The sequence below is a fragment of the Escherichia sp. AM3 genome (assembly GCF_032029835.1).
In the GTDB taxonomy this organism is placed as follows: domain Bacteria; phylum Pseudomonadota; class Gammaproteobacteria; order Enterobacterales; family Enterobacteriaceae; genus Escherichia; species Escherichia coli.
Genome location: NZ_JAVUPQ010000012.1, coordinates 1 through 21739, shown reverse-complemented (window position 1 = coordinate 21739; position 21739 = coordinate 1). Strand labels below are relative to the sequence as shown.

Here is a 21739-nt window from a genome sequence, read left to right as displayed (position 1 = left end):
CAAAGTTCCTTAAATTTTACTTTTGGTTACATATTTTTTCTTTTTGAAACCAAATCTTTATCTTTGTAGCACTTTCACGGTAGCGAAACGTTAGTTTGAATGGAAAGATGCCTGCAGACACATAAAGACACCAAACTCTCATCAATAGTTCCGTAAATTTTTATTGACAGAACTTATTGACGGCAGTGGCAGGTGTCATAAAAAAAACCATGAGGGTAATAAATAATGATGAAGCGCAATATTCTGGCAGTGATCGTCCCTGCTCTGTTAGTAGCAGGTACTGCAAACGCTGCAGAAATCTATAACAAAGATGGCAACAAAGTAGATCTGTACGGTAAAGCTGTCGGTCTGCATTATTTTTCTAAAGACAATGGTGTAAACAGTTACGGCGGAAACGGCGACAAAACTTATGCCCGTCTTGGTTTTAAAGGGGAAACACAAATCAATTCCGATCTGACCGGTTATGGTCAGTGGGAATATAACTTCCAGGGTAACAACTCTGAAGGCGCTGACGCTCAAACTGGTAACAAAACGCGTCTGGCATTCGCGGGTCTTAAATACGCTGACATTGGTTCTTTCGATTACGGCCGTAACTACGGTGTGGTTTATGATGCACTGGGTTACACCGATATGCTGCCAGAATTTGGTGGTGATACTGCATACAGCGATGACTTCTTCGTTGGTCGTGTTGGCGGCGTTGCTACCTATCGTAACTCCAACTTCTTTGGTCTGGTTGATGGCCTGAACTTCGCTGTTCAGTACCTGGGTAAAAACGAGCGTGACACTGCACGCCGCTCTAACGGCGACGGTGTTGGCGGTTCTATCAGCTACGAATACGAAGGCTTTGGTATCGTTGGTGCTTATGGTGCAGCTGACCGTACCAACCTGCAAGAAGCTCAACCTCTTGGCAACGGTAAAAAAGCTGAACAGTGGGCTACTGGTCTGAAGTACGACGCGAACAACATCTACCTGGCAGCGAACTACGGTGAAACCCGTAACGCTACGCCGATCACTAATAAATTTACAAACACCAGCGGCTTCGCCAACAAAACGCAAGACGTTCTGTTAGTTGCGCAATACCAGTTCGATTTCGGTCTGCGTCCGTCCATCGCTTACACCAAATCTAAAGCGAAAGACGTAGAAGGTATCGGTGATGTTGATCTGGTGAACTACTTTGAAGTGGGCGCAACCTACTACTTCAACAAAAACATGTCCACCTATGTTGACTACATCATCAACCAGATCGATTCTGACAACAAACTGGGCGTAGGTTCAGACGACACCGTTGCTGTGGGTATCGTTTACCAGTTCTAATAGCACACCTCTTTGTTAAATGCCGAAAAAACAGGACGTTGGTCCTGTTTTTTTTATACCTTCCAGAGCAATCTCACGTCTTGCAAAAACAGCCTGAGTTTTCATCAGTAATAGTTGGAATTTTGTAAATCTCCCGTTACCCTGATAGCGGACTTCCCTTCTGTAACCATAATGGAACCTCGTCATGTTTGAGAACATTACCGCCGCTCCTGCCGACCCGATTCTGGGCCTGGCCGATCTGTTTCGTGCCGATGAACGTCCCGGCAAAATTAACCTCGGGATTGGTGTCTATAAAGATGAGACGGGCAAAACCCCGGTACTGACCAGCGTGAAAAAGGCTGAACAGTATCTGCTCGAAAATGAAACCACCAAAAATTACCTCGGCATTGACGGCATCCCTGAATTTGGTCGCTGCACTCAGGAACTGCTGTTTGGTAAAGGTAGCGCCCTGATCAATGACAAACGTGCTCGCACGGCACAGACTCCGGGGGGCACTGGCGCACTACGCGTAGCTGCCGATTTCCTGGCAAAAAATACCAGCGTTAAGCGAGTGTGGGTGAGCAACCCAAGCTGGCCGAACCATAAGAGCGTCTTTAACTCTGCAGGTCTGGAAGTTCGTGAATACGCTTATTATGATGCGGAAAATCACACTCTTGACTTCGATGCACTGATTAACAGCCTGAATGAAGCTCAGGCTGGCGACGTAGTGCTGTTCCATGGCTGCTGCCATAACCCAACCGGTATCGACCCTACGCTGGAACAATGGCAGACACTGGCACAACTCTCCGTTGAGAAAGGCTGGTTACCGCTGTTTGACTTCGCTTACCAGGGTTTTGCCCGTGGTCTGGAAGAAGATGCTGAAGGACTGCGCGCTTTCGCGGCTATGCATAAAGAGCTGATTGTTGCCAGTTCCTACTCTAAAAACTTTGGCCTGTACAACGAGCGTGTTGGCGCTTGTACTCTGGTTGCTGCCGACAGTGAAACCGTTGATCGCGCATTCAGCCAAATGAAAGCGGCGATTCGCGCTAACTACTCTAACCCACCAGCACACGGCGCTTCTGTTGTTGCCACCATCCTGAGCAACGATGCGTTACGTGCGATTTGGGAACAAGAGCTGACTGATATGCGCCAGCGTATTCAGCGTATGCGTCAGTTGTTCGTCAATACGCTGCAGGAAAAAGGCGCAAACCGCGACTTCAGCTTTATCATCAAACAGAACGGCATGTTCTCCTTCAGTGGCCTGACAAAAGAACAAGTGCTGCGTCTGCGCGAAGAGTTTGGCGTATATGCGGTTGCTTCTGGTCGCGTAAATGTGGCCGGGATGACACCAGATAACATGGCTCCGCTGTGCGAAGCGATTGTGGCAGTGCTGTAAGCATTAAAAACAATGAAGCCCGCTGAAAAGCGGGCTGAGACTGATGACAAACGCAACATTGCCTGATGCGCTACGCTTATCAGGCCTACGCGTCCCCTGCAATATTTTGAATTTGCACGATTTTGTAGGCCGGATAAGGCGCTCGTGCCGCATCCGGCATAAACAAAGCGCACTTTGCCAGAAATCCAGGCCCGCATTAAAAGCGGGCTTTTTTATGTGCCTTACCAGACGGGCATTTCGTCTTGCAGGAAGGGATTATGCAGGCGTTCATAACCAAGTGTGGATAATGGTCCGTGACCCGGAATAAATGTCACGTCATCCCCCAGTGGCAGCAATTTATCTTTGATTGAAGAAATCAGTTGATTATGATCGCCACGCGGGAAGTCACTGCGCCCTACTCCGCCTTTGAAAATAACATCGCCAGAAATCAGCAGCTTTGCCCGATCATCAAAAAACACTACATGACCCGGCGTATGCCCAGGGCAATGTAACACCTGTAAAGTCACATTCCCTATGCTGATGGTATCGCCTTCGTTCAGCCAACGATCTGGCGTCAGCGGCTGGCACTCTTCCAGACCAAACATACGACTTTGCGCAGGCAAGCCTTGCAGCCAGAACTCATCTTCTTTTTCCGGGCCAAAAACTGGCACGCCGTAATGTTGCGCCAGTTCCGCCGCTGCGCCAACGTGGTCCAGATGACCATGCGTCAGCAGGATCTGCATCAGTGTCAGGCCGCTGTCATCAACTTCCTGTTTGATTTTTTCCGCATCGCCGCCAGGATCGACCAGTGCGGCCAGACGGGTTTGTTCACACCAGATTAATGAACAGTTCTGGGAGAATGCGGTGACCGGAATAATACGATAGTTCATACTGCCCCTGTTTCGTTAAGCGATTGCTACCAGTGCCGTGCTGGCCCGGTATCAATATGCACAAAGTTACTACGTGGGTAATATCCTACACCACCTGCGCGCATAGATAACGCGGCTTTGCGAATATTGCTTAACGCGATACCTTCAATATGGAAATCCATCGCCTGGCCTTTAGTGTGATAGCTTTTCTTCGCTACTCCACGGCTGCGGGCGCGTAGTTCATTGTTGGTATCAATAGAACGATAACCGGAAATGAGTTGCACCGGTTTGCGCGTGCCTAACAACCCTTGCAGGCGATACAACTGGTCGAATAATCCTGGGTCGATGGACTTTATTTTGTTCGCGCGGTAATCGCGGAAAAAATGGTTAAGTTTTGCCAATTCTTCCTGAATATAGCCTCTGCCATCGAAAAACTCCGCTTTGATTGACTCTCCGGTATGAAGATTATTGAGTGTCAAAATGCGCGGGCGTGGGGTAGAGAGTGTTGCAAACGCAGGGGTCGGCAGGATGGCGGCACCGAGTGCAACGCCACCAAGCGCCAGCAATTTGCGGCGATTAGCGTCGAATTTGTCCATGATAATCAAGTCTACAGGTCAATGTTATCGTTTATATGCACTTCTGGCGCACAAGAGGCACCTTAACCGCCCGTAAAGCAGACGTCAAGATGACTCAACCCCAGCAGTGACGGGGGCTGCAGAGAATCGCCCCCAATCATGCTAATTATTACGACAACTGATTTCCCCGAACTACTTCATTTACCTGATTAATTGTTCCGCTTTCGATACGATTTGCGAGCTGGATCGCGCAGGCAGATCATAATTGTAAATATCTGTACGATACTGGGTACGACCATCTGCACCAACAAAGGCCGTCAGGTAGTAGAGATTCACCGGAATCGACTGCCGAATATTGACGTAACGTGTATCACCCTGCTTCAGCGCATCAGAAATACGTTTGTCATTCCAGCCTGCATCCTGCAACAGCATATTCGCCAGATCGGAAGCTTTATTCACTCGTACACAGCCTGAGCTCAATGCGCGTGTATCACGCTTGAACAGATTGTGGTTCGGCGTGTCATGCAAATAAATGGCCTCTGAACTCGGCATATTGAATTTATAGCGCCCCAGCGAGTTCCGTGGGCCTGGAGCCTGCTGGAAGCGGAACGGTAAATTCGAGGCCGTGATTGTAGACCAGTCAACCTGCCATGGGTCAATCGCTTCTCTGCTGTTCCAGCCGCGCATCACCGTATAGCCATGGCTTTCGAGATATCCCGGATCGTTGCGCACTTTTGGCAGAATATCTTTGCGTGCCAGAGTTGGAGGTACGTTCCACGGCGGGTTTACCACTACGTTGTTAAGGGCACTGCTCATCATCGGCGTTTTGCGATCGGGGCGACCGACAATGACTCGCGAATCCAGCACCTGATTGCCGTTCTGATAGTAGACCAGCGAATAGGCCGGAATGTTAACCATGATCCCGGTAGAAAGCTCTGTTGGCAGCAAGCGCAATCGCTGGATGTTGAGAGCCAACACGCCAGCACGCTGGGCGGGCGTTACGTTTAACCAGTCACGTGTTGCCGGGCCAATAGCACCATCTGCCCCCAATCCTTGCCATGCCTGAAAACGTTTAACGGCTTCCACCAGTTCATTATCGTAGGCGGCGCGAACGGCAGGCGCAGGTTTACTACGAGACGTCGTTTGCTTATCCATCGGCTTAGTTTCTGCTGTTTCAACAGTAACAGCGGATGGGCTGACTACCGCGTCAGTTGGCGTGTCATCGCCAGGTAGAGTAATTTTCGGCCCCCCGTCCAACATGCCTGTGCGTTGCAATATTTCGCGCAACGCCGGTACGTCGTTACTCCACTGCCCTGGGCGCAACGTTGCTTTGCCGGTCAGTTGGGGCCACGGTTTGGTGTCACAGAGTAAGGCCAGTAACGATTCATGCATCGCCGCATATTGCGGATGCTGCGGTGCCAGTCCTGCAACAAACGTAGGCAATTGACCTTTATCCAGCGCCAGCTGCCATTGGTTAATCACCGAGAGCGGCGGCGTTGCAAGTGCATAAGGTTTACTGCTATATAGCCAGCGAGTGCCTTTGACCGGAATATTTGCAATGAAATGGAGATAGCCCATCATCGCATCAGAGAGCACCACGTCGCGTGCCATCCCGTTAACACCAGGATCGGTCAGTAACTCTACCCATTTATTAAACTGCGGCTGGAAACCGGCAATCGCCACCTCTGCCAGCTGTTGCTGGAAGGCTTTAACAGCATCACGGTTTTCCCACATGGGTTGCATATCGCGTGCGGCATACAACAGTTGAAGCTGGTTAAGATAAACCGGCTTGTAACCTGCGGGTAATTGAGATTCGATTTGCGTGCGGGCTTTTTCTGCCGCACCTTCAGGCAATGGCTGGATCCCCGCCATTATTGCCGTGGCTTGCGCCTGCGGCAGTGCCTCGCCCTGTTCACTGACAGCCACCGGGCTGTCGCCAGGGATTACTTCAGGCTCATCGGCCTGCGCATTGAACAGTGGAGCGAATGTTACGGCCAGGCACAAACTGATTGCCGACAGCCGACGACCACACATCATATTAAGCAACATCCCTTGCCCCCTGTTTTTATCATACTCTGAATAGCCAGGCTGTTATTTTACGACTTGCCTGTACAACGCCAATACTCACGAAAGTATGACGAGCAAGCCTGTTACTCATCAGGCTTATCTTCAGTATATAAACGCCGATACGTTTTTACATAACCTAATGTAAAGAAGTTTAAAGAAAAGCGCGCCGTAATGTGCCACTTTTTTAGTGCAGAAACGGAGTTTTCGGAAAAAGAAAAGGCGGCATTGCTGCCGCCTTAATTTTAACTCGCCTGAGAAGGCGCTTCGTCAGTTCCTGGAAGCGTTTCAGGGAGTTGCGGCGCAAATCCTCGCAGGCCGACGACATGAACGTGTTCGGTATTCTGGAAGACTTTACGCACCAGTTTATAGGTGGTGCCTTTCTCCGGGCTGATATTTTCCGGCGCTGCGATGATGAGTTGCATTTGCAAACGCTCACACAATTCAAACAGCGTGGCGATAGAACGAGCATCCAGTCGCGCTGCTTCATCGAGGAACAGCAGGCGGCAAGGAGAGATATCTTTACCGCGCAGGCGGCGAGATTCATCTTCCCAGCTTTGTACCACCATCACCAGAATCGACATACCGGTACCAATCGCCTCACCGGTCGACAATGCACCAGACTCTGCGCGCAGCCAGCCATCGGAACCACGGTTAACCTCAACTTCCATTTCCAGATAGTTGCGGTAATCCAGCAGTTCTTCACCGATGGTCTGCGGCGTGCGCTGCCCCATATCAATCTGCGGGTTAAGACGTTGATACAGTTTCGCCAGCGCTTCCGAGAAGGTCAAACGGTTGCTGTTAAACAGATCCTGATGCTGCTCGTGCTGTTCAGAGAGCACATCCAGTAGCATGGCGTGCGTTTCACGCACGTTCACGTTGAGACGCACGCTGTTCACCTGACCAAACGATACGTTCTGCAACCCCTGGTTGAGCATACGGATACGGTTCTGCTCGCGCTGAATGGTTTTGCGAATGATGTTCGCCACGCTGCGGGAACTGATCGCCAGTTTCTGTTCACGGGAGGTTAATTCTTCGGTCAGACGGCTAAGTTCAATCTCCATCTGTTCGATAGCTTCCACCGGATCATCGGTACGAATAATATCCTGACGAATACGTTCACGCAGATGCTGATAAACCGCCACGAAGAACTGAATTTTACGCTCCGGACGTTTCGGATCTTCCGACATGCGCAGCACGTCGCGCAGATGTTCGTTATCCGCCACCGCCAGACGCAGCGCACCTAACGCCTTATCCGACATGGAACGCAAATCATCAGCGGAGAGATAAGCCAGCTCACGACGGTGTAAGCGGCGCTCAACGCCGTTATCTTTCACCATGCGCATCACCGCACACCAGCCCGCTTTGGCGGTCACTACCTGCTCGCGCATCTCAAAGTAATCCCGCTCCAGCTTGCGCAGTTTGCGGGTCAGGTTGTCCATCTCCGCTTCGCAGAAGGTAAGCGCTTTTTCCAGTTGATTGCGGCGTGAACGGTTATTGCTCAGTTGCGCATGCAGCTCGTCACGGCGAATACGCGCCCGCTCTTCTGCCCCGCTATCAGCACGCACGCCGATATCCTGCAATTCACGTTGCAGATCGTTGAGTAGCTCTTTTTTGGTGTCGTAAGAACTTTTCAGCGAAGCCAGCACCTGGTTGTACTGACTCAACTGCGCTGCGTGACCGCGCAACGCTTCGCGAGCGCGGGTACGCTCCGCTTCCGCCTGTTCCAGACGTTCACGCAGTTTTTCGTTGAGATCGCTGTTACCGCTAAGCATTTCTGCCGAGTCAGAATAGCTAAAGTGCGCACGACGCTGCACCACTTCCGTCAGGGCAAACGCCTGCTGACGGGCATCGCGCTGCATCTGCTGAGAGTACGCGTAATCTTCTTTTAACTGTTCGAACTGTTCCGGGTCGCTCTGCAATACCGAAACAATCGGTTCCAGTTTCGCCAGTTGATTGCCAAACTGCTGAACAAAACGCGCGGCTTCCTGGGCTTCATCCAGACGTTCGCGGATTTCATCGACGCGATCCGCCAGGCTGTCATCAGCCAACAGGTTGAGACGCGGCAGAATGCGGTTCAGCGCCGTAACGCCCTCTTTCGCCTGCTCAAACTGAATACGCTGCTGCTGGTTATCATTTTCATGATTACTTAACGCCCGCTCCAGTTCGACGCGACGGCTGTTCAGTTGACGGATTTCTGCTTCCGGGTCAGACTCAAACGCAACCGCCAGATGACTGCCGATAAAGCGGCTGAACGCCTGATGCAGACGCTGAGTTTTCTGTACATCAAAGGAGAGCGTGGCGAAGCGTTCGGAAAGCACTTCACGCTCGGCATGGAGGCTTTCAATACGGCTTTCACGCGCAGCACGACCAAACAGCGGCACTTCCGGGAAACGTGAATAACGCCACTGACGATCGGCGATTTTCACCACTACCGCTTTTTCCAGCTCATCAACGCTGAACACGCTGTCATCGAATGACTGCGGATCTCCTTCGATCAGATAGAGATCTTCCGGGCAATCGGTCAAGCCTTCCAGGTGTTCAGTTACCTGTGACAGATCTGGCACCACGATGGCGTGGCGTGACGGGCCATACAGCGCTGAGAAGTACGGCGCATCTTCCAGGCTAACGTCGTCATAAATTTCTGACAGCAGCACACCACCAAAACGCTCCGCCAGCGCGTTCAGACGCTGATCTTCAGAGCCGCCAGGCTGGCTTAAACGTTCGATCTCTTCATCGACGGCGTTTTTGCGCGCGCCCACTTCATCGCGTTCAACAATCGCCTCTCGCTCACGCTCCAGCAACTGTTGCAGATATTCGGTGACGTCCTGGCTGGAGGTAAACTCTTCGCCGCACTGTTCGCTCAACTGGTTGAGACTGTTTTGCGCTGCCAGCCAAACCGGCGCACGCTGCATCAAACTCTGAATGCGAGACTGCAGCTGTTCCTGCTCCTGGCGCAGTGCCATGCGCTCTTCACGGGCGTTAGACACGCTATCGGAAAGAGAGGCAATGCGTGCTTCCAGTTCCTGATGCAGGGCTTCCAGTTCGTCGATATCAAAATTCTTGCCCTGACGTTTGCAGAAATCTGCCAGCAGACGCTCAGCTTCTTGCTGCTCGCGTAGACGCTGTTCCAGTTCGCTTAATCGCATCCGCAGCGGCTGAACCTGCTCTGCCAGGTGACGCTGATCGACCCCTTCGCGCAATAGTTCGCGAGCGACATCCCACGCCTCGTTACGCGCCAGTGGGCCGTTGATTGCCACCACCAGCTGATAAGCCTGCTCAAACTGGCTGTGCGCGGTTTGCGCCATGCTCATTTTCTGCTCAAGAGAGAGCATTTTTTCAGTCGCTTCCAGCTCTTTCGCCTGGAAGGTTTCCAGCCATTCGGCGGCGCTGTCGGCGGTTAAGTCCGGCAGATGGCACAGTTCTTTGGCACGATTAAGTGCAGCAATCGCCTGGTTATACTGGATCGCGCGCGTTTGCTGGACGTCCAGCGCCTGCTGGTAGTCAGCAAGCTGGCTTTTCAGCTCGTCCACTTCCAGTTCGGCAGCTTCCGCGCGAGCCTCGTTCTCTTCCTGGCGTTCGATGGCTTCTGCCACCACTTCGTTTTGCTCTTCCAGACGGATCTGCAGCTCATCGAGATCCGCTTCGTAGCGTTCGATCTTCTCCTGCTGACGCAGTGCGGTTTGCACCAGGTTCAGGTGATCGCTGGCCGCCTGATAATCCGCTTCCAGATCGCCTTCGGCACCGTTGTGCTCTGCCAGCTCACGCGCCATATCGACGTGTTTGTACTGCTCAGCCGCCAGTTGCTGACGCGAAGTATGTAACTCGCGACGAAACTCCAGGGCTTTGTCGAGATGGACACGGCGCTCGTTGGCGTGACGCATGTAGTCCGCCGCCACGTAGTTGGTAGCTTCGCTGATCAGATGCTTAAACAGGTCACGGTCCGACTGGGTGACACGAATCGCTTCCAGCGTCATGCGGTTTTCACGCAGCGCCGCTTCCATGTCCTGGAACGCTTTACGCACGCCGCTGTTTTCCGGCAACAGGTAGTCGCGCAGAGAACGGGTAATGGCACTGGAGATCCCGCCATACAGCGAAGCTTCGATCAGACGATAGAATTTGCTACGGTCAGATGCGGAGCGCAGACGACGCGCGATGATGCCCAGATCGAACATCAGCGAGTGGTAATCGGTAATGGAGTTGAACTGTTTAAACTGCACGCCTTCCATCGCCTCGAGCTTGTCTTTCAGCTCGTTAAGCGGCAGCACGCGCGCCTGGCGTTCGTTCAGGGTTTCGGTCACCAGCTGTGTCGGCTGCACCGACATCGGCAGTCCCTGAATGGCAAATGGTTTGATATCCACTTTACGATCGCGTCCGGCAACCTGTTGCAGACGCACACCGACCACCACGCGCTGGTGGCGCGAGTTAATGGTGTCGAGCATCGAATAACAGACACCCGCTTTCAGCTTACCGTGCAGACCTTTATCGCGCGAACCGCTGGTGGCCCCGGCTTCCGTAGTGTTACGGAAATGCAGCAGGGTCAGGTCGGGGATCAGCGCCGTAACGAACGCCGCCATGGTGGTGGATTTACCCGCCCCGTTACCGCCAGAAAGCGTCGTGACCAGCTCGTCAAGGTCAAAAGTTCGGGCAAAAAAGCCGTTCCAGTTAATCAGCGTCAGTGAGCGAAATTTACCGCGTTCAATCATTATTCTTCCTCTCCGCTATCTGGCTGATTCTCTTCGGTTTCATCGTTGAGTTGCAGATGATTTTCAATCGGCATTGCTTCGCCATCACGAATCAGGCGACGCTGTGCTTCACGGGGATCGTCGCCAGCACGCACATCGGCTCCGAAGCGGAACACCGATTCGGTAATGCGAAACTTGCTGCTGTCGTGGCCCATAAACCACACCATGCCTAAACGACGCAGACGGTTGAGCGAAGAACGTACTTTCTCCTGCAACTTCTGACGGTCAACGTCTGAACCGGTTGAACGGTTGTTCACCAGTTTCAGCAGTTTTGCTTCATCGGCCAGGGTGAGCAGTTCGTCGTACAGTTCCTGCTGGGTGAAAATCCCCTCATTCGCCAGCCGTTCCGGGCTGAGATAGAGATAACAGAGGATTTTCCCGACCATCATATCCAGTTCCGACAAGACGGAACGCGGGATAAGAGTGGTGGAACGTGGGCGTAAATAGAAGAACCCTTCCGGTGCGCGAATAAGCTCAACGTTATAACGCGCGTAAAACTCTTCCAGATATTCCTGAAAATCCATCAGGAATGCATGATTATCCAGTTCGTCGAGGCCAATATGGCGGCCTGAACGTAAGGCGCTGTCCAGCGCCGGAAATAACGGATTCGCCAGCGCCTGCGCCAGCTTAACCGGCATCACTTGTTCAATATTTGTCGATGACATGCGCCTGTACCTTGGCTCCGTAATCATTAATCGGCTGCCATTTCGCTGGCAGTCCGGTGAAATCTGCTTGCGCTACGCCAAGACGTACCGCCTGATCAATAACAATACGCGCAACGTCAAAGTGACGTGCACGCGGATACTGTGACAGATATTCGCGTACCACCAGACCAAGATCCAGCGGCACTTGTCTGGTTTTGTACACGGCAAGTTGTTCTTCGATGATCGCCGCCAGCTGTTCGCGGATCTCGTTAAACTCTTCGTATTCCAGATCCTCAGGAAGTTCCCCAGTCACTTCTTCATCGCGCAGTGCCATCTCTTCGTCACGCATATCCAGCAGACGATCGGCATTGGCATAAGTTAGCGCCCACGGCTCATCAAAATAGGTTTGTACCGACTGACGTAACCGCTGAGCAAAGACGCGGTTTTTATCCATATCGATCGCGGTACGAATAAATTTGTGTACGTGGCGGTCGTAGCCAATCCACAAGTCGATGGATTGCTGGCCCCAACTGATAATACGATCGAGTTTGCTCTGCAGATCGAACACCAGACGATCGACGAAATGCAGATCGTCATGGGTCATCGTCGCATCCTGAATGCGCAACAGATTAGCCTGCAATTTGTCGCCTGCCGCTTCCAGCGTATCCTGCAATTCACGCAGCGTTCCGGAAGTTTCCGAAAGCAACAATTCACAGCTGGAAATCGCCGCCCGCCAGTCTTTGTTCAGCAACTGGGCGATATCGTCCTTCACCTGCTGCTGCTGTTCGTCCATCAGACGTTGCGTCAGGTCGATACTGTCGAAAATTTCTGCTACCGAATATTTCAGTGGCGCATAGACATTACGGTGCCAGTGAAATTCATCACCGCCCTCTTCGGCGGCATCTGCTGCGCGTTTGAGCTCACCCGCCACAATCGACAACTGCATAGAAAGACGCAGCGTAGAAAACTCGCGCTGACGGATGTAGTAGTCAGTAATGCCGATGCCGAGCGGCGTCAGACGGTAAATTGCGTTCCCTTCCGCCTGCTCGCTGGTAAAGCGGTTCAGCAGACGTTGACGCACCATGTCGTTGATCGCGTTATTGGCGCGCACGCCGATGGTTTCGCTGGTTTGCTCAAACGCATCACTCACATGGCGGAATGCATCCACCAGCTCGCCTTCACTCATCTCACCATCCAGACGCTCGCCGTTCAGCGTGGCAACCGCCAGCAGAAAAGAGAGTCGGTCTACCGGCAGCGAGATGGAGAAGTCATTTTTTCTGGCCCAGGCAACCAGTTCGGGGACTGTCTGGGAAAATTCACTCATACTTTATCCTTGCTCTGCGGTTTGCGCGCGGTGACATGAATATAACGCCCCAGGGTAATATACGGTTCCTGACGGCAATAACGCGTTTCTAATTCAAGTAATGCTTCATAGCAGTCGCGCTGCTGGTGTTTCTCGCGCAGATAATCATGAAACACGCGAACGCCTGTCTTACCCATAATTTGCCAACCAGCTTCTTCCAGCCACAGATAAACCTGCGCCGGGTCGCGTGGATAATCTGGCGAAAGCGTCCGTTTTTTCTTTTTCGGCATTCCCGCCTGCACGTAATCAAAATTCCCGGCGACCATGTTATGCATCAACAAACCATGCGCATTGTAGAACATTAACGACAACACGCCGCCTGGACGCAACACTGACCACAGGGTCTGCAATACGCTGCGGGGATCAGCCACCCACTCGAGCACCGCATGGAACAATATCAGATCAACGGGCGTTTCCAAATGCGAAGCAACATCCTGAGCGGCGCAATGTATAAATTGCATGTTGTCGCTCACACCTTTTGCTTCTGCCGCCTGTTTTGCGCGGTCGATCATCTGCGCAGAAAGATCGCATAAAATGACCTGATGCCCACGCTCGGCCATTTTGATTGCGGTCTGCCCTTCTCCACCGCCAGCATCCAGCACACGCAGTTTTTGCGGGCCCATTTCCGCCAGCACGCGATCGAGATCCTGCCACAGAATAGCCTGTCGAAGCTGCCCTTTGGTGGTGCCGTAAATGTTACGGGAAAACTTTTCCGCAATATCATCAAAATTGCGATCCTGCATTGCTTTCTCCACCGGTTGGCTAAGACGTTTTCTGATAAAGACGCTATTTTGTCACAGCCACGGCGAGAATGAACCCGTCTGGTGTAATATCGCTGGCGATCCCTTGCTATATGGTTAAAAAAGGAACCAGAAAGGATGCTTTTTACACTGAAAAAAGTGATTGGCAATATGTTGCTGCCACTTCCGCTGATGTTGTTGATTATTGGCGCTGGCCTGGCGCTGCTGTGGTTTAGCCGTTTTCAAAAAACCGGGAAGATTTTTATTAGCATTGGGTGGCTGGCGCTCTTGTTATTGAGTTTGCAACCGGTAGCCGACCGCCTGCTGCGTCCCATCGAAAGCACCTATCCGACATGGAATAATTCGCAAAAAGTGGACTATATCGTGGTGCTCGGAGGTGGTTATACCTGGAACCCGCAGTGGGCACCGAGCTCTAATTTAATCAATAACAGTCTGCCACGCCTGAATGAAGGTATTCGCTTATGGCGCGAAAATCCGGGATCAAAACTGATCTTCACGGGAGGCGTAGCAAAAACCAATACGGTGAGTACAGCGGAAGTAGGTGCCAGAGTTGCGCAATCGCTGGGCGTGCCGCGCGAGCAAATTATCACCCTGGATTTGCCAAAAGATACCGAAGAAGAAGCTGCAGCAGTGAAACAGGCGATTGGTGACGCCCCTTTCCTGCTGGTGACCTCCGCATCACATCTGCCGCGGGCGATGATCTTTTTTCAGCAGGAAGGGTTAAATCCGCTACCAGCCCCGGCGAATCAGTTGGCCATCGACTCGCCGCTTAACCCGTGGGAACGGGCAATCCCTTCTCCGGTCTGGTTGATGCATAGCGATCGTGTTGGCTATGAAACGCTTGGCCGTATCTGGCAGTGGCTAAAAGGTTCGTCAGGCGAGCCACGGCAAGAGTGATTTTGATGCCAGATCGAAGTTGCGCCGACTAAATCGTCCGGTATTAACCAGTTGCGCAACTTCATCCCATAACACATACAACCAACGCCGCCAGATGAACGACTCCGCCACTGGCGCGCGTTGCAGGTAACTCCAGAGCAAATCTTCCGCCAGAGAATTATCCATTAGTCGGAACAGTTCGTATTCTCGCGGTGCCCAAAGCATTAGTCCCGGCCCGACCATCGCCAGTAACTGATCGCTGCGCGAATCTTTCAACATGCTGCGTAAACAGAAGTTACCGTGAATCAGCACACAATTGTCGTTAAAGCCTTCAAATAATGCCGGGAGACATTCGCGAGTGCGAAACAGGATCCGCTTATCCTGCATCGTCAGACCGGTGTTATTGAACTGATTGAGCGTGGTCCATAGCACTTCAACATGTTGCCGGTACCATGAGGGCCAGAAATTTTCCTGAGTATTGTCGACCGCGCCGACGCAACCGCGACTGTCCTGACGGTGCCAGGCCAGTAAGGCTTCAACGATTTGGTCTTTGAGTTGTTCCCAGCGTTCTGGTGTTCGGGCTGGTGCCTCCACCGAAACACCACGCATCCGCTCCAGTAGCAGGACATCGGGGCCGGGGTGTTCTTCATGCGTCATCACACCATAAATAGTCGGCATACGGACAGTCCCACTTCTTGCCAGCATGGTGGTTTTCCATGCCAGTTGTCGGGCTTTTCCGGGCGTACTAAAGCTTCTTGCCATTAACGGCATTGGGTTTCCCTGGTTGTCATACAAAGCCCACAACGCCGTATCCGCTTTTTCATTGACGCACTCAATACGACTGAGTTTTTCGCCCAGTAAATGGCTTAATTCGGCACGCAGCTGTTCCATTCAGATTACCCTCATAAAAGCTACTGCTTTCATAATGAGCGCCAATATAAAAGATGTCACCTGAATGAGATCAATTGTTGAAAAGAAAAATTGAGGAAAATCGTAACGGTACGACACTCCTCCCAAAATTGGCTGAAGTGTCGTGAAGTGAAATTAGCGCATTTCAGCGCGAACGCGCTCAAGATCTTCAGGGGTATCCACACCTGTGCCAGGAACTTCCTGAGCAACAGCAACATGGATTTTTTCGCCGTACCACAGAACACGAAGCTGCTCTAACATTTCGATGTGTTCTAACGGACTTGGCTGCCAGTTGACGTAACGACGGATAAAGCCTGCACGGTAGCCATAAATACCAAGATGACGCAGGAAGTTATCGCCAACGGTTTCAAGGCCTTCTGCAAAACGATCACGATCCCAAGGAATGGTGGCGCGAGAGAAGTACAGTGCATACCCTTCAGCGTCGAGAACCACTTTCACCGCATTCGGGTTAAACGCTTCTTCCGCATTGTGGATTGGCACCGCCAGAGTCGCCATACCCACCTGACGCTGAGCGAGGTTATCAGCAACCTGACGAATGATTGTCGCAGGGATCATCGGTTCATCACCCTGCACATTAACGATCACCGTGTCGTCGCTGAATGCGCATTTTTCGACAACTTCCGCCAGACGTTCTGTTCCTGACTGATGATCGGCGCGCGTCATACATACTTCACCGCCAGCGGCTTCAACGGCGCGGGCAACATCCTCATGATCGGTTGCCACGATGATGCGCTCGGCACCTGATTCACGCGCGCGTTCAAGAACATGAACAATCATGGGTTTGCCGTTAATATCAACCAATGGTTTACCGGGCAGACGCGTGGACGCGTAGCGCGCGGGAATAATGACCACAAAACTCATGATTTACTCTCATCAGCAGTCAGCACGCGGGCTTCCGTTTCCAGCAACACTGGAATGCCATCACGCAGCGGGAAAGCGAGGTTGTCCAGTTTGCAAATAAGCTCTTGTTTTTCCTGGTTATACCAAAGTTTTCCGTTGCAAACCGGGCAGGCAATGATTTCAAGCAGACGATGATCCATAGTTCCTCCAGATGGATCGGGTTATGAATGCATAAATCTTATCATAATCATTTATGCGACGGGGTCTATTTCCCAGCCGGTGCGGCAATCAGTAAAGAGGCCTTGCGGGCAGCATCCTAATGTCACCCGCGTTGCCTGCTGCCAGTTAGCGAAATCAGTAATCGCCTGACGTAGCCCTTTTTGCAGCGTTGTCGTTGGTTTAATACCTTCCTGTAACCACAGAGAGATAACTTCAAGGATGCCTGTCTGGCGATGCATTTTGGCATCCATTCGCCCAACTAATTGCCCACGATGTAATAACGGCAGAACAAAATAGCCATACTGGCGTTTCGGCGCTGGGGTATAGCACTCCAGCCGGTAGCTAAAATCAAAAAGCTGCTCTGCGCGTTTGCGATCCCAGACAACAGGATCAAAAGGCGAAAGTACCGCGCTGTGCGTTGCAGTGAGCTTTCCGGCCAGCGCTCGCTCGAGTAGCGGCAGCAAATCATCATGCAGCCAAAGATTGCCCAATTTTTCAACATGCACAGCAATGATTTGCTGCTGTTCAGCCCTCGCTTCGCGCCACGCCGCCAGTGCCGGACGTTTCAGCCGATAGTAATCTGCCAGCCACTGTTCGCGGAATATTCCCAGGCTACGCGCACTGTTATCCAGCATGATGATTTCTGCTTCTGTTTGCGAAACGAGATCGCGCTCATCATCCCAGTCAGGCATGACACGGTGGGTTAAATCATAAACGCGCTGGAAGTTGCGCCGTTCAATCACCATCACCTTTCCGGCAGTAAATAAACCTTCCAGATGCCGTTTATGCGGCTTCCATTCCCACCAGCCGCTTGCACCTTTACGAGGATGCTCAAAATCGGCTGAACGTACCGGCCCCTTATCATGAATATGCTGAATTAACTGTGCAATTTCCGCCTCATGTTCCTGCATCCAGGCGTCTTTGTATTTCCAGCCCATTTTTTCAGGTGCCAGCATGCGGTGGCGAATAAGACGAAAGTCGCTACGCGGCATAAAGCAGGCTTCATGCGCCCAGTATTCCATTAATTCGCCACGCGCCAGAGACTCATCCAGCCACTGGGCAGGATAATTTCCCAGGCGACTGAAAAGCACCAGATATGGACTACGGGCAACAATATTGATGGTATCGATTTGCAGCAAGGACATGCGGGAGATCGTTGCCGGAATATCCTCCAACGACGCTCGACGGCGGGGTTTGTTTAACAGGCCTTGTGCGGCAAGGTGAAGATTACGCGCATCAGCAAGGGAGAGGTGCGGCAGCGACATTCATGACTCCATCAATCGAACGCTGCCGCGGCGTAACTAGTTGCCAGAAGCCAGCGAGGTTAGTTGCGTAAGCAGTTTCGCTGGTTCATCACCTGAAAGCTGTGCGTCTACAGGCAAATACCACCAATTTTCTTCTGCAAAGGCCCGGCATTTCACCGCATCTTTTTCAGTCATTACCAGCGTTTGCCCGGCGCTTACCAACGCACTGACATCCGCATGGTTCAAAGACTGATGATCGGCCAGCGGTACACATTTTTCCGGTTGTACGCCACACATCTTCAGCGTGGCAAAAAAGCGCGGCGGATGCCCAATCCCCGCCATCGCCACTACATGTTCAAGCTGAGCAACGTCACAACGCGTACCGGTACGTAAATTCACCGCCTGACCCGGCAGCAGATGCATGGGGATTTCACCGCTGCGAGGGACACCGCCGTTGACGATTACCGCATCAACCGACTTTAAGCGCCCCGCTCGCTCACGCATTGGCCCCGCCGGCAACCACCAGCCATTGCCAAAGCGACGCACACCATCAATAACGACAATTTCCACATCACGCGCCAGACGGTAATGCTGTAAACCGTCGTCGGTTACGATGATCTGCACATCAGGGTGTTGCGCCAGAATGGCTTTTACCGCATCAGAACGAACGGGAGAAACCGCAACAGGCGCATCAGTGCGGTGATAAATCAACACAGGTTCATCACCCGCCTGTGCTGTTGTGGTATCTGCCGACAATAACAGCGGATAAGATTCAGCCTTACCACCATATCCCCGCGATACGACCCCCACGCGAATACCGCGCTGTTGCAACTGTTCCACCAGCCAGACAACGACCGGGGTTTTTCCGTTGCCGCCTGCGGTGAGATTACCAACCACGACAACCGGTACGGGGGCACGCCAGGCGCGCTTCAGTTTTAGTTTATAGCAAAGACGGATCGCGCCACTCACCAGGCCATACAACCAGGAGAGTGGCAGCAATAGCCGCCACAAAGGGGATTCACCAGACCAGATTTTTTCGATCATTGGCCAAACTGCATTTTGTGAAGTTGCGCGTAAACGCCGCGGTGCTCAAGCAAATCGTTATGCGTACCGCGTTCCACAATGACACCATCCTCGACGACCACGATTTCGTCTGCCTTTTCAATGGTAGACAAGCGGTGGGCAATCACCAGAGAGGTACGGTTTTTCTGCAACTCATCCAGTGCCGCCTGAATCGCACGTTCGGATTCGGTATCCAGAGCCGAGGTAGCTTCGTCCAGAATCAGAATCGGGCTATCACGCAACAAGGCTCGAGCGATAGCAATACGCTGACGCTGACCGCCAGAGAGCAGCACGCCGTTTTCACCAATCACTGTATCGAGACCGTTATCCATCTTATTGATGAAGTCCATGGCGTAGGCCATACGCGCCGCTTCTTCAATTTGCTCACGGCTGTACTGTTCAGTCCGTGCGTAAGCAATGTTGTTAGCAACCGTATCGTTAAACAGATGGACATTCTGCGACACCAGAGCAACCTGGTTACGTAACGACGCCAGGGTATACTCGCGCAGATCGTGACCATCCATCAGGATTTCGCCTTCATCAATATCGTAAAAACGCGTGATCAGGCTGGCGATGGTTGATTTACCCGAACCAGAGCGTCCAACCAGAGCAACCGTCTTCCCTGCCGGAATTTTCAGGTTGATGTTACGCAATGCAGGTACGTCACGTCCCGGATAAGTAAAGGTGACATTGCGGAATTCCACGTCGCCAGTCGCACGCTCGATCACGCGCTTACCTTCATCTTTCTCCTGCTCACTGTCCAGAATGGTAAACAGCGTCTGACAAGCCGCCATACCGCGCTGGAACTGGGCGTTAACGTTGGTCAGCGATTTCAGCGGACGCATCAGTGCAATCATTGAAGAGAAAACAACGGTAATCGTACCGGCAGTCAGGCTATCCATGACACTTGGGAAGCTCGCCGCATACAGAACAAACGCCAGCGCCAAAGAGGCGATCAGCTGAATGATCGGATCAGAGATGGAAGAGGCTGAAACCATTTTCATCCCCTGAAGACGCATTCGGTTGCTGACTTTATCAAAGCGTTTCGTTTCCACTTCCTGACCACCGAAAATCAATACTTCTTTGTGGCCCTTCAGCATTTGTTCTGCGCTGGTGGTCACCTGCCCCATGGTGTTCTGCATGTTTTTACTGATGTTGCGAAAACGCTTCGATACAACGCGAATCGCAATCGAAACAATCGGTGCCAGCACAATCAAAATGATCGACAGTTGCCAACTGTAATAGAACATCATGATGAACAGGCCGATGATCGACGCACCTTCACGCACAACAGTAATCAGTGCGCCGGAAGAAGAAGAAGCAACCTGTTCGGAATCGTAGGTAATACGTGACAACAGCGTACCCGTTGACTGTTTGTCAAAGAATGAAACTGGCATTCCCATCATGTGACCAAACAGGCGGCGACGCATGGTCATTACCACCTTTCCTGATACCCAGGAGATACAGTAGCTGGAGACATAGCTGGTGATACCACGTAAAATCATCAGCCCGATCACCACCAGCGGCATCCACACCAGCACGGAGCGATCTGTTTTACCAAAGCCATCATCAAGAAGTGGCTTAAGGAGCGATAACATGAAGGTATCGCTGGCTGCGTTGAGGATTAACGCTACGCCCGCCACGATCAGACCCGCTTTGAAAGGCGCAATGGTTGGCCACAGTCGGCGGAATGTCTGCCACGTAGAGAGATCTTTGTCGTTATGCATTCAAAAAACCAGCATTTGTTGAAATAGCCGCATATTCTACCCGTTATCCACTGGCACGCCAAACCACTGATGATACCAACGAGGTAAAATTTGCTCCCTGAGGCTGCTAATCCGCCAGCCTTGCGCTGAAAAATTGACCGTTGTTTGACCTTGATGTGGAGTATCAATCCATTGATATCCTTGCAGTTGATAGCGATGCTTAACTTTGTTAGAGGGCAGTCGCCATGCGTTATAGCGCGATGCCGATGCGAGTGCCACTTTTCCATTCACTCGCTGAATTAATGGCAACGATGATGAGGTATTACTGCCATGGTGAGGTACCTGAAGCAATGTTGCCTGCACTTGCTGCCAGTAACGGCTTAGCATCTTTTGTTCAGCTGGGGCTTCAATATCACCGGTTAGAAGAATGCTATTCGTCCCGTCATCAACCTTAACCACACAGGAATGGTTATTTCCTTTATCGTTGCTACCTTGTAAAGGCCAGTGCGCGCTGAAACGCAATCCTTGCCATTGCCACGCTTCGCCACGCACACAGGGCTGATGATGTTCCCAGTTTAACGGACTTCTGATCCATAACATCGGCCATATATGCAATATTGAATCCAGCCCTCCCCGGTGATCCAGATGTTCATGGCTCAGAATAACGCCTTCCGGTTCAAGATTATGCCAGTGGAGCCAGGGGATAATCAGTTGTTGCCCACTATCCCCTTCAGGCCAGGCCAGTCCTGTGTCATAGAGAATCGCTTTGCCGTTTCTGGCTATCACCATTGCCAGCCCTTGCCCGACATCAAGCATGTACAGCTGCCACTCGTCAGGTCGAGGTTTTTGCCACAGCGGCCAGCACATCAGCAAGCCTCCAGCCACACACATTGCTGGCAACGTTCGCCAGGCGTTTAATCGCCATACCACCAGTAAGAACCATGGGGAAAATGATAGCCATTGCCAACATTCAGCAATGTTGATCCACCCTTCCGGCAAACTCTTTAACCCCCAGAAAAGTAAAGCCAAAGACCGGTCGGCAAGAAACCATAACCCTTGCTCCAGGATTAACGGCCCGCTTAAATGCACAACCATCGGGTAATGACTCCAACTTATTGATAGTGTTTTATGTTCAGATAATGCCCGATGACTTTGTCATGCAGCTCCACCGAT

At 51.9% G+C, this 21739-nt stretch carries 17 protein-coding genes and 1 pseudogene; 3 read left to right on the top strand and 15 right to left on the bottom strand.

Annotation, left to right across the window (positions count from 1 at the left end; genetic code table 11):
* Positions 1 to 225 precede the first annotated feature (225 nt).
* Together ompF and aspC are read left to right on the top strand one after the other, a co-directional pair.
* Positions 226 to 1314, top strand: a complete 1089-nt coding sequence (ompF, locus tag RTW80_RS07525; RefSeq protein WP_000977907.1) for a porin OmpF — start codon at positions 226 to 228, stop codon at positions 1312 to 1314.
* Between the two features lie 184 nt (positions 1315 to 1498).
* Positions 1499 to 2689, top strand: coding sequence for an aspartate transaminase (gene aspC / locus RTW80_RS07520; RefSeq protein ID WP_000462687.1), 1191 nt, complete (start codon positions 1499 to 1501; stop codon positions 2687 to 2689).
* Between the two features lie 221 nt (positions 2690 to 2910).
* Here aspC and gloC read toward each other — a convergent pair whose 3' ends face one another.
* From gloC to cmoM, 7 genes are all read right to left on the bottom strand, one after another.
* On the bottom strand, positions 2911 to 3558 hold the full coding sequence (gloC, locus tag RTW80_RS07515; protein ID WP_001109487.1) for a hydroxyacylglutathione hydrolase GloC: 648 nt from the start codon (positions 3556 to 3558) through the stop codon (positions 2911 to 2913).
* Between the two features lie 26 nt (positions 3559 to 3584).
* Positions 3585 to 4133, bottom strand: a complete 549-nt coding sequence (locus RTW80_RS07510) for a YcbK family protein (protein ID WP_001295932.1) — start codon at positions 4131 to 4133, stop codon at positions 3585 to 3587.
* A gap of 180 nt (positions 4134 to 4313) precedes the next feature.
* A complete protein-coding gene (gene ldtD / locus RTW80_RS07505; protein ID WP_000925985.1) occupies positions 4314 to 6161 on the bottom strand; it encodes a L,D-transpeptidase in 1848 nt (615 codons plus the stop codon).
* Positions 6162 to 6421: 260 nt separating this feature from the next.
* Positions 6422 to 10882, bottom strand: coding sequence for a chromosome partition protein MukB (mukB, locus tag RTW80_RS07500; protein ID WP_000572670.1), 4461 nt, complete (start codon positions 10880 to 10882; stop codon positions 6422 to 6424).
* Positions 10882 to 11586: a chromosome partition protein MukE gene (mukE, locus tag RTW80_RS07495; protein WP_001295347.1), complete on the bottom strand. Its 705-nt coding sequence runs from the start codon at positions 11584 to 11586 to the stop codon at positions 10882 to 10884. The genes mukB and mukE overlap by 1 nt, the downstream gene beginning before the upstream one ends.
* A complete protein-coding gene (gene mukF / locus RTW80_RS07490) occupies positions 11567 to 12889 on the bottom strand; it encodes a chromosome partition protein MukF (protein WP_001288850.1) in 1323 nt (440 codons plus the stop codon). Before mukF ends, mukE begins: the two co-directional genes overlap by 20 nt.
* Complete coding sequence (gene cmoM, locus RTW80_RS07485; RefSeq protein ID WP_001298300.1) at positions 12886 to 13671, bottom strand: tRNA uridine 5-oxyacetic acid(34) methyltransferase CmoM; 786 nt, start codon at positions 13669 to 13671, stop codon at positions 12886 to 12888. The genes mukF and cmoM overlap by 4 nt, the downstream gene beginning before the upstream one ends.
* Positions 13672 to 13806: 135 nt before the next feature.
* Between cmoM and elyC the strand changes: the two genes are divergently transcribed.
* On the top strand, positions 13807 to 14586 hold the full coding sequence (gene elyC / locus RTW80_RS07480; protein WP_000899600.1) for an envelope biogenesis factor ElyC: 780 nt from the start codon (positions 13807 to 13809) through the stop codon (positions 14584 to 14586).
* On the opposite strand, the gene RTW80_RS07475 is transcribed toward elyC, so the two are convergent.
* The 8 genes and pseudogenes from RTW80_RS07475 to RTW80_RS31280 form a co-directional block, all read right to left on the bottom strand.
* A complete protein-coding gene (locus RTW80_RS07475) occupies positions 14563 to 15456 on the bottom strand; it encodes a YcbJ family phosphotransferase (RefSeq protein ID WP_032247524.1) in 894 nt (297 codons plus the stop codon). The genes elyC and RTW80_RS07475 overlap by 24 nt on opposite strands.
* A gap of 153 nt (positions 15457 to 15609) precedes the next feature.
* Entirely contained in the window at positions 15610 to 16356 is a 747-nt protein-coding gene (gene kdsB / locus RTW80_RS07470; RefSeq protein ID WP_000011603.1) for a 3-deoxy-manno-octulosonate cytidylyltransferase, read from the bottom strand.
* On the bottom strand, positions 16353 to 16535 hold the full coding sequence (gene ycaR, locus RTW80_RS07465; protein WP_000350058.1) for a protein YcaR: 183 nt from the start codon (positions 16533 to 16535) through the stop codon (positions 16353 to 16355). The genes kdsB and ycaR overlap by 4 nt, the downstream gene beginning before the upstream one ends.
* Before the next feature lie 51 nt (positions 16536 to 16586).
* Entirely contained in the window at positions 16587 to 17819 is a 1233-nt protein-coding gene (gene ycaQ / locus RTW80_RS07460) for a crosslink repair DNA glycosylase YcaQ (protein WP_000056538.1), read from the bottom strand.
* Positions 17820 to 17855: 36 nt separating this feature from the next.
* Entirely contained in the window at positions 17856 to 18842 is a 987-nt protein-coding gene (gene lpxK, locus RTW80_RS07455; RefSeq protein ID WP_312718778.1) for a tetraacyldisaccharide 4'-kinase, read from the bottom strand.
* Complete coding sequence (gene msbA / locus RTW80_RS07450) at positions 18839 to 20587, bottom strand: lipid A ABC transporter ATP-binding protein/permease MsbA (RefSeq protein ID WP_000551270.1); 1749 nt, start codon at positions 20585 to 20587, stop codon at positions 18839 to 18841. The genes lpxK and msbA overlap by 4 nt, the downstream gene beginning before the upstream one ends.
* A gap of 36 nt (positions 20588 to 20623) precedes the next feature.
* Positions 20624 to 21661, bottom strand: a pseudogene (locus tag RTW80_RS07445) (DNA internalization-related competence protein ComEC/Rec2); the annotation flags it as partial.
* 17 nt (positions 21662 to 21678) lie between these two features.
* Positions 21679 to 21739 (bottom strand): IS1 family transposase (locus RTW80_RS31280; protein ID WP_071528444.1); only part of this gene is annotated, 61 nt, incomplete at its 5' end.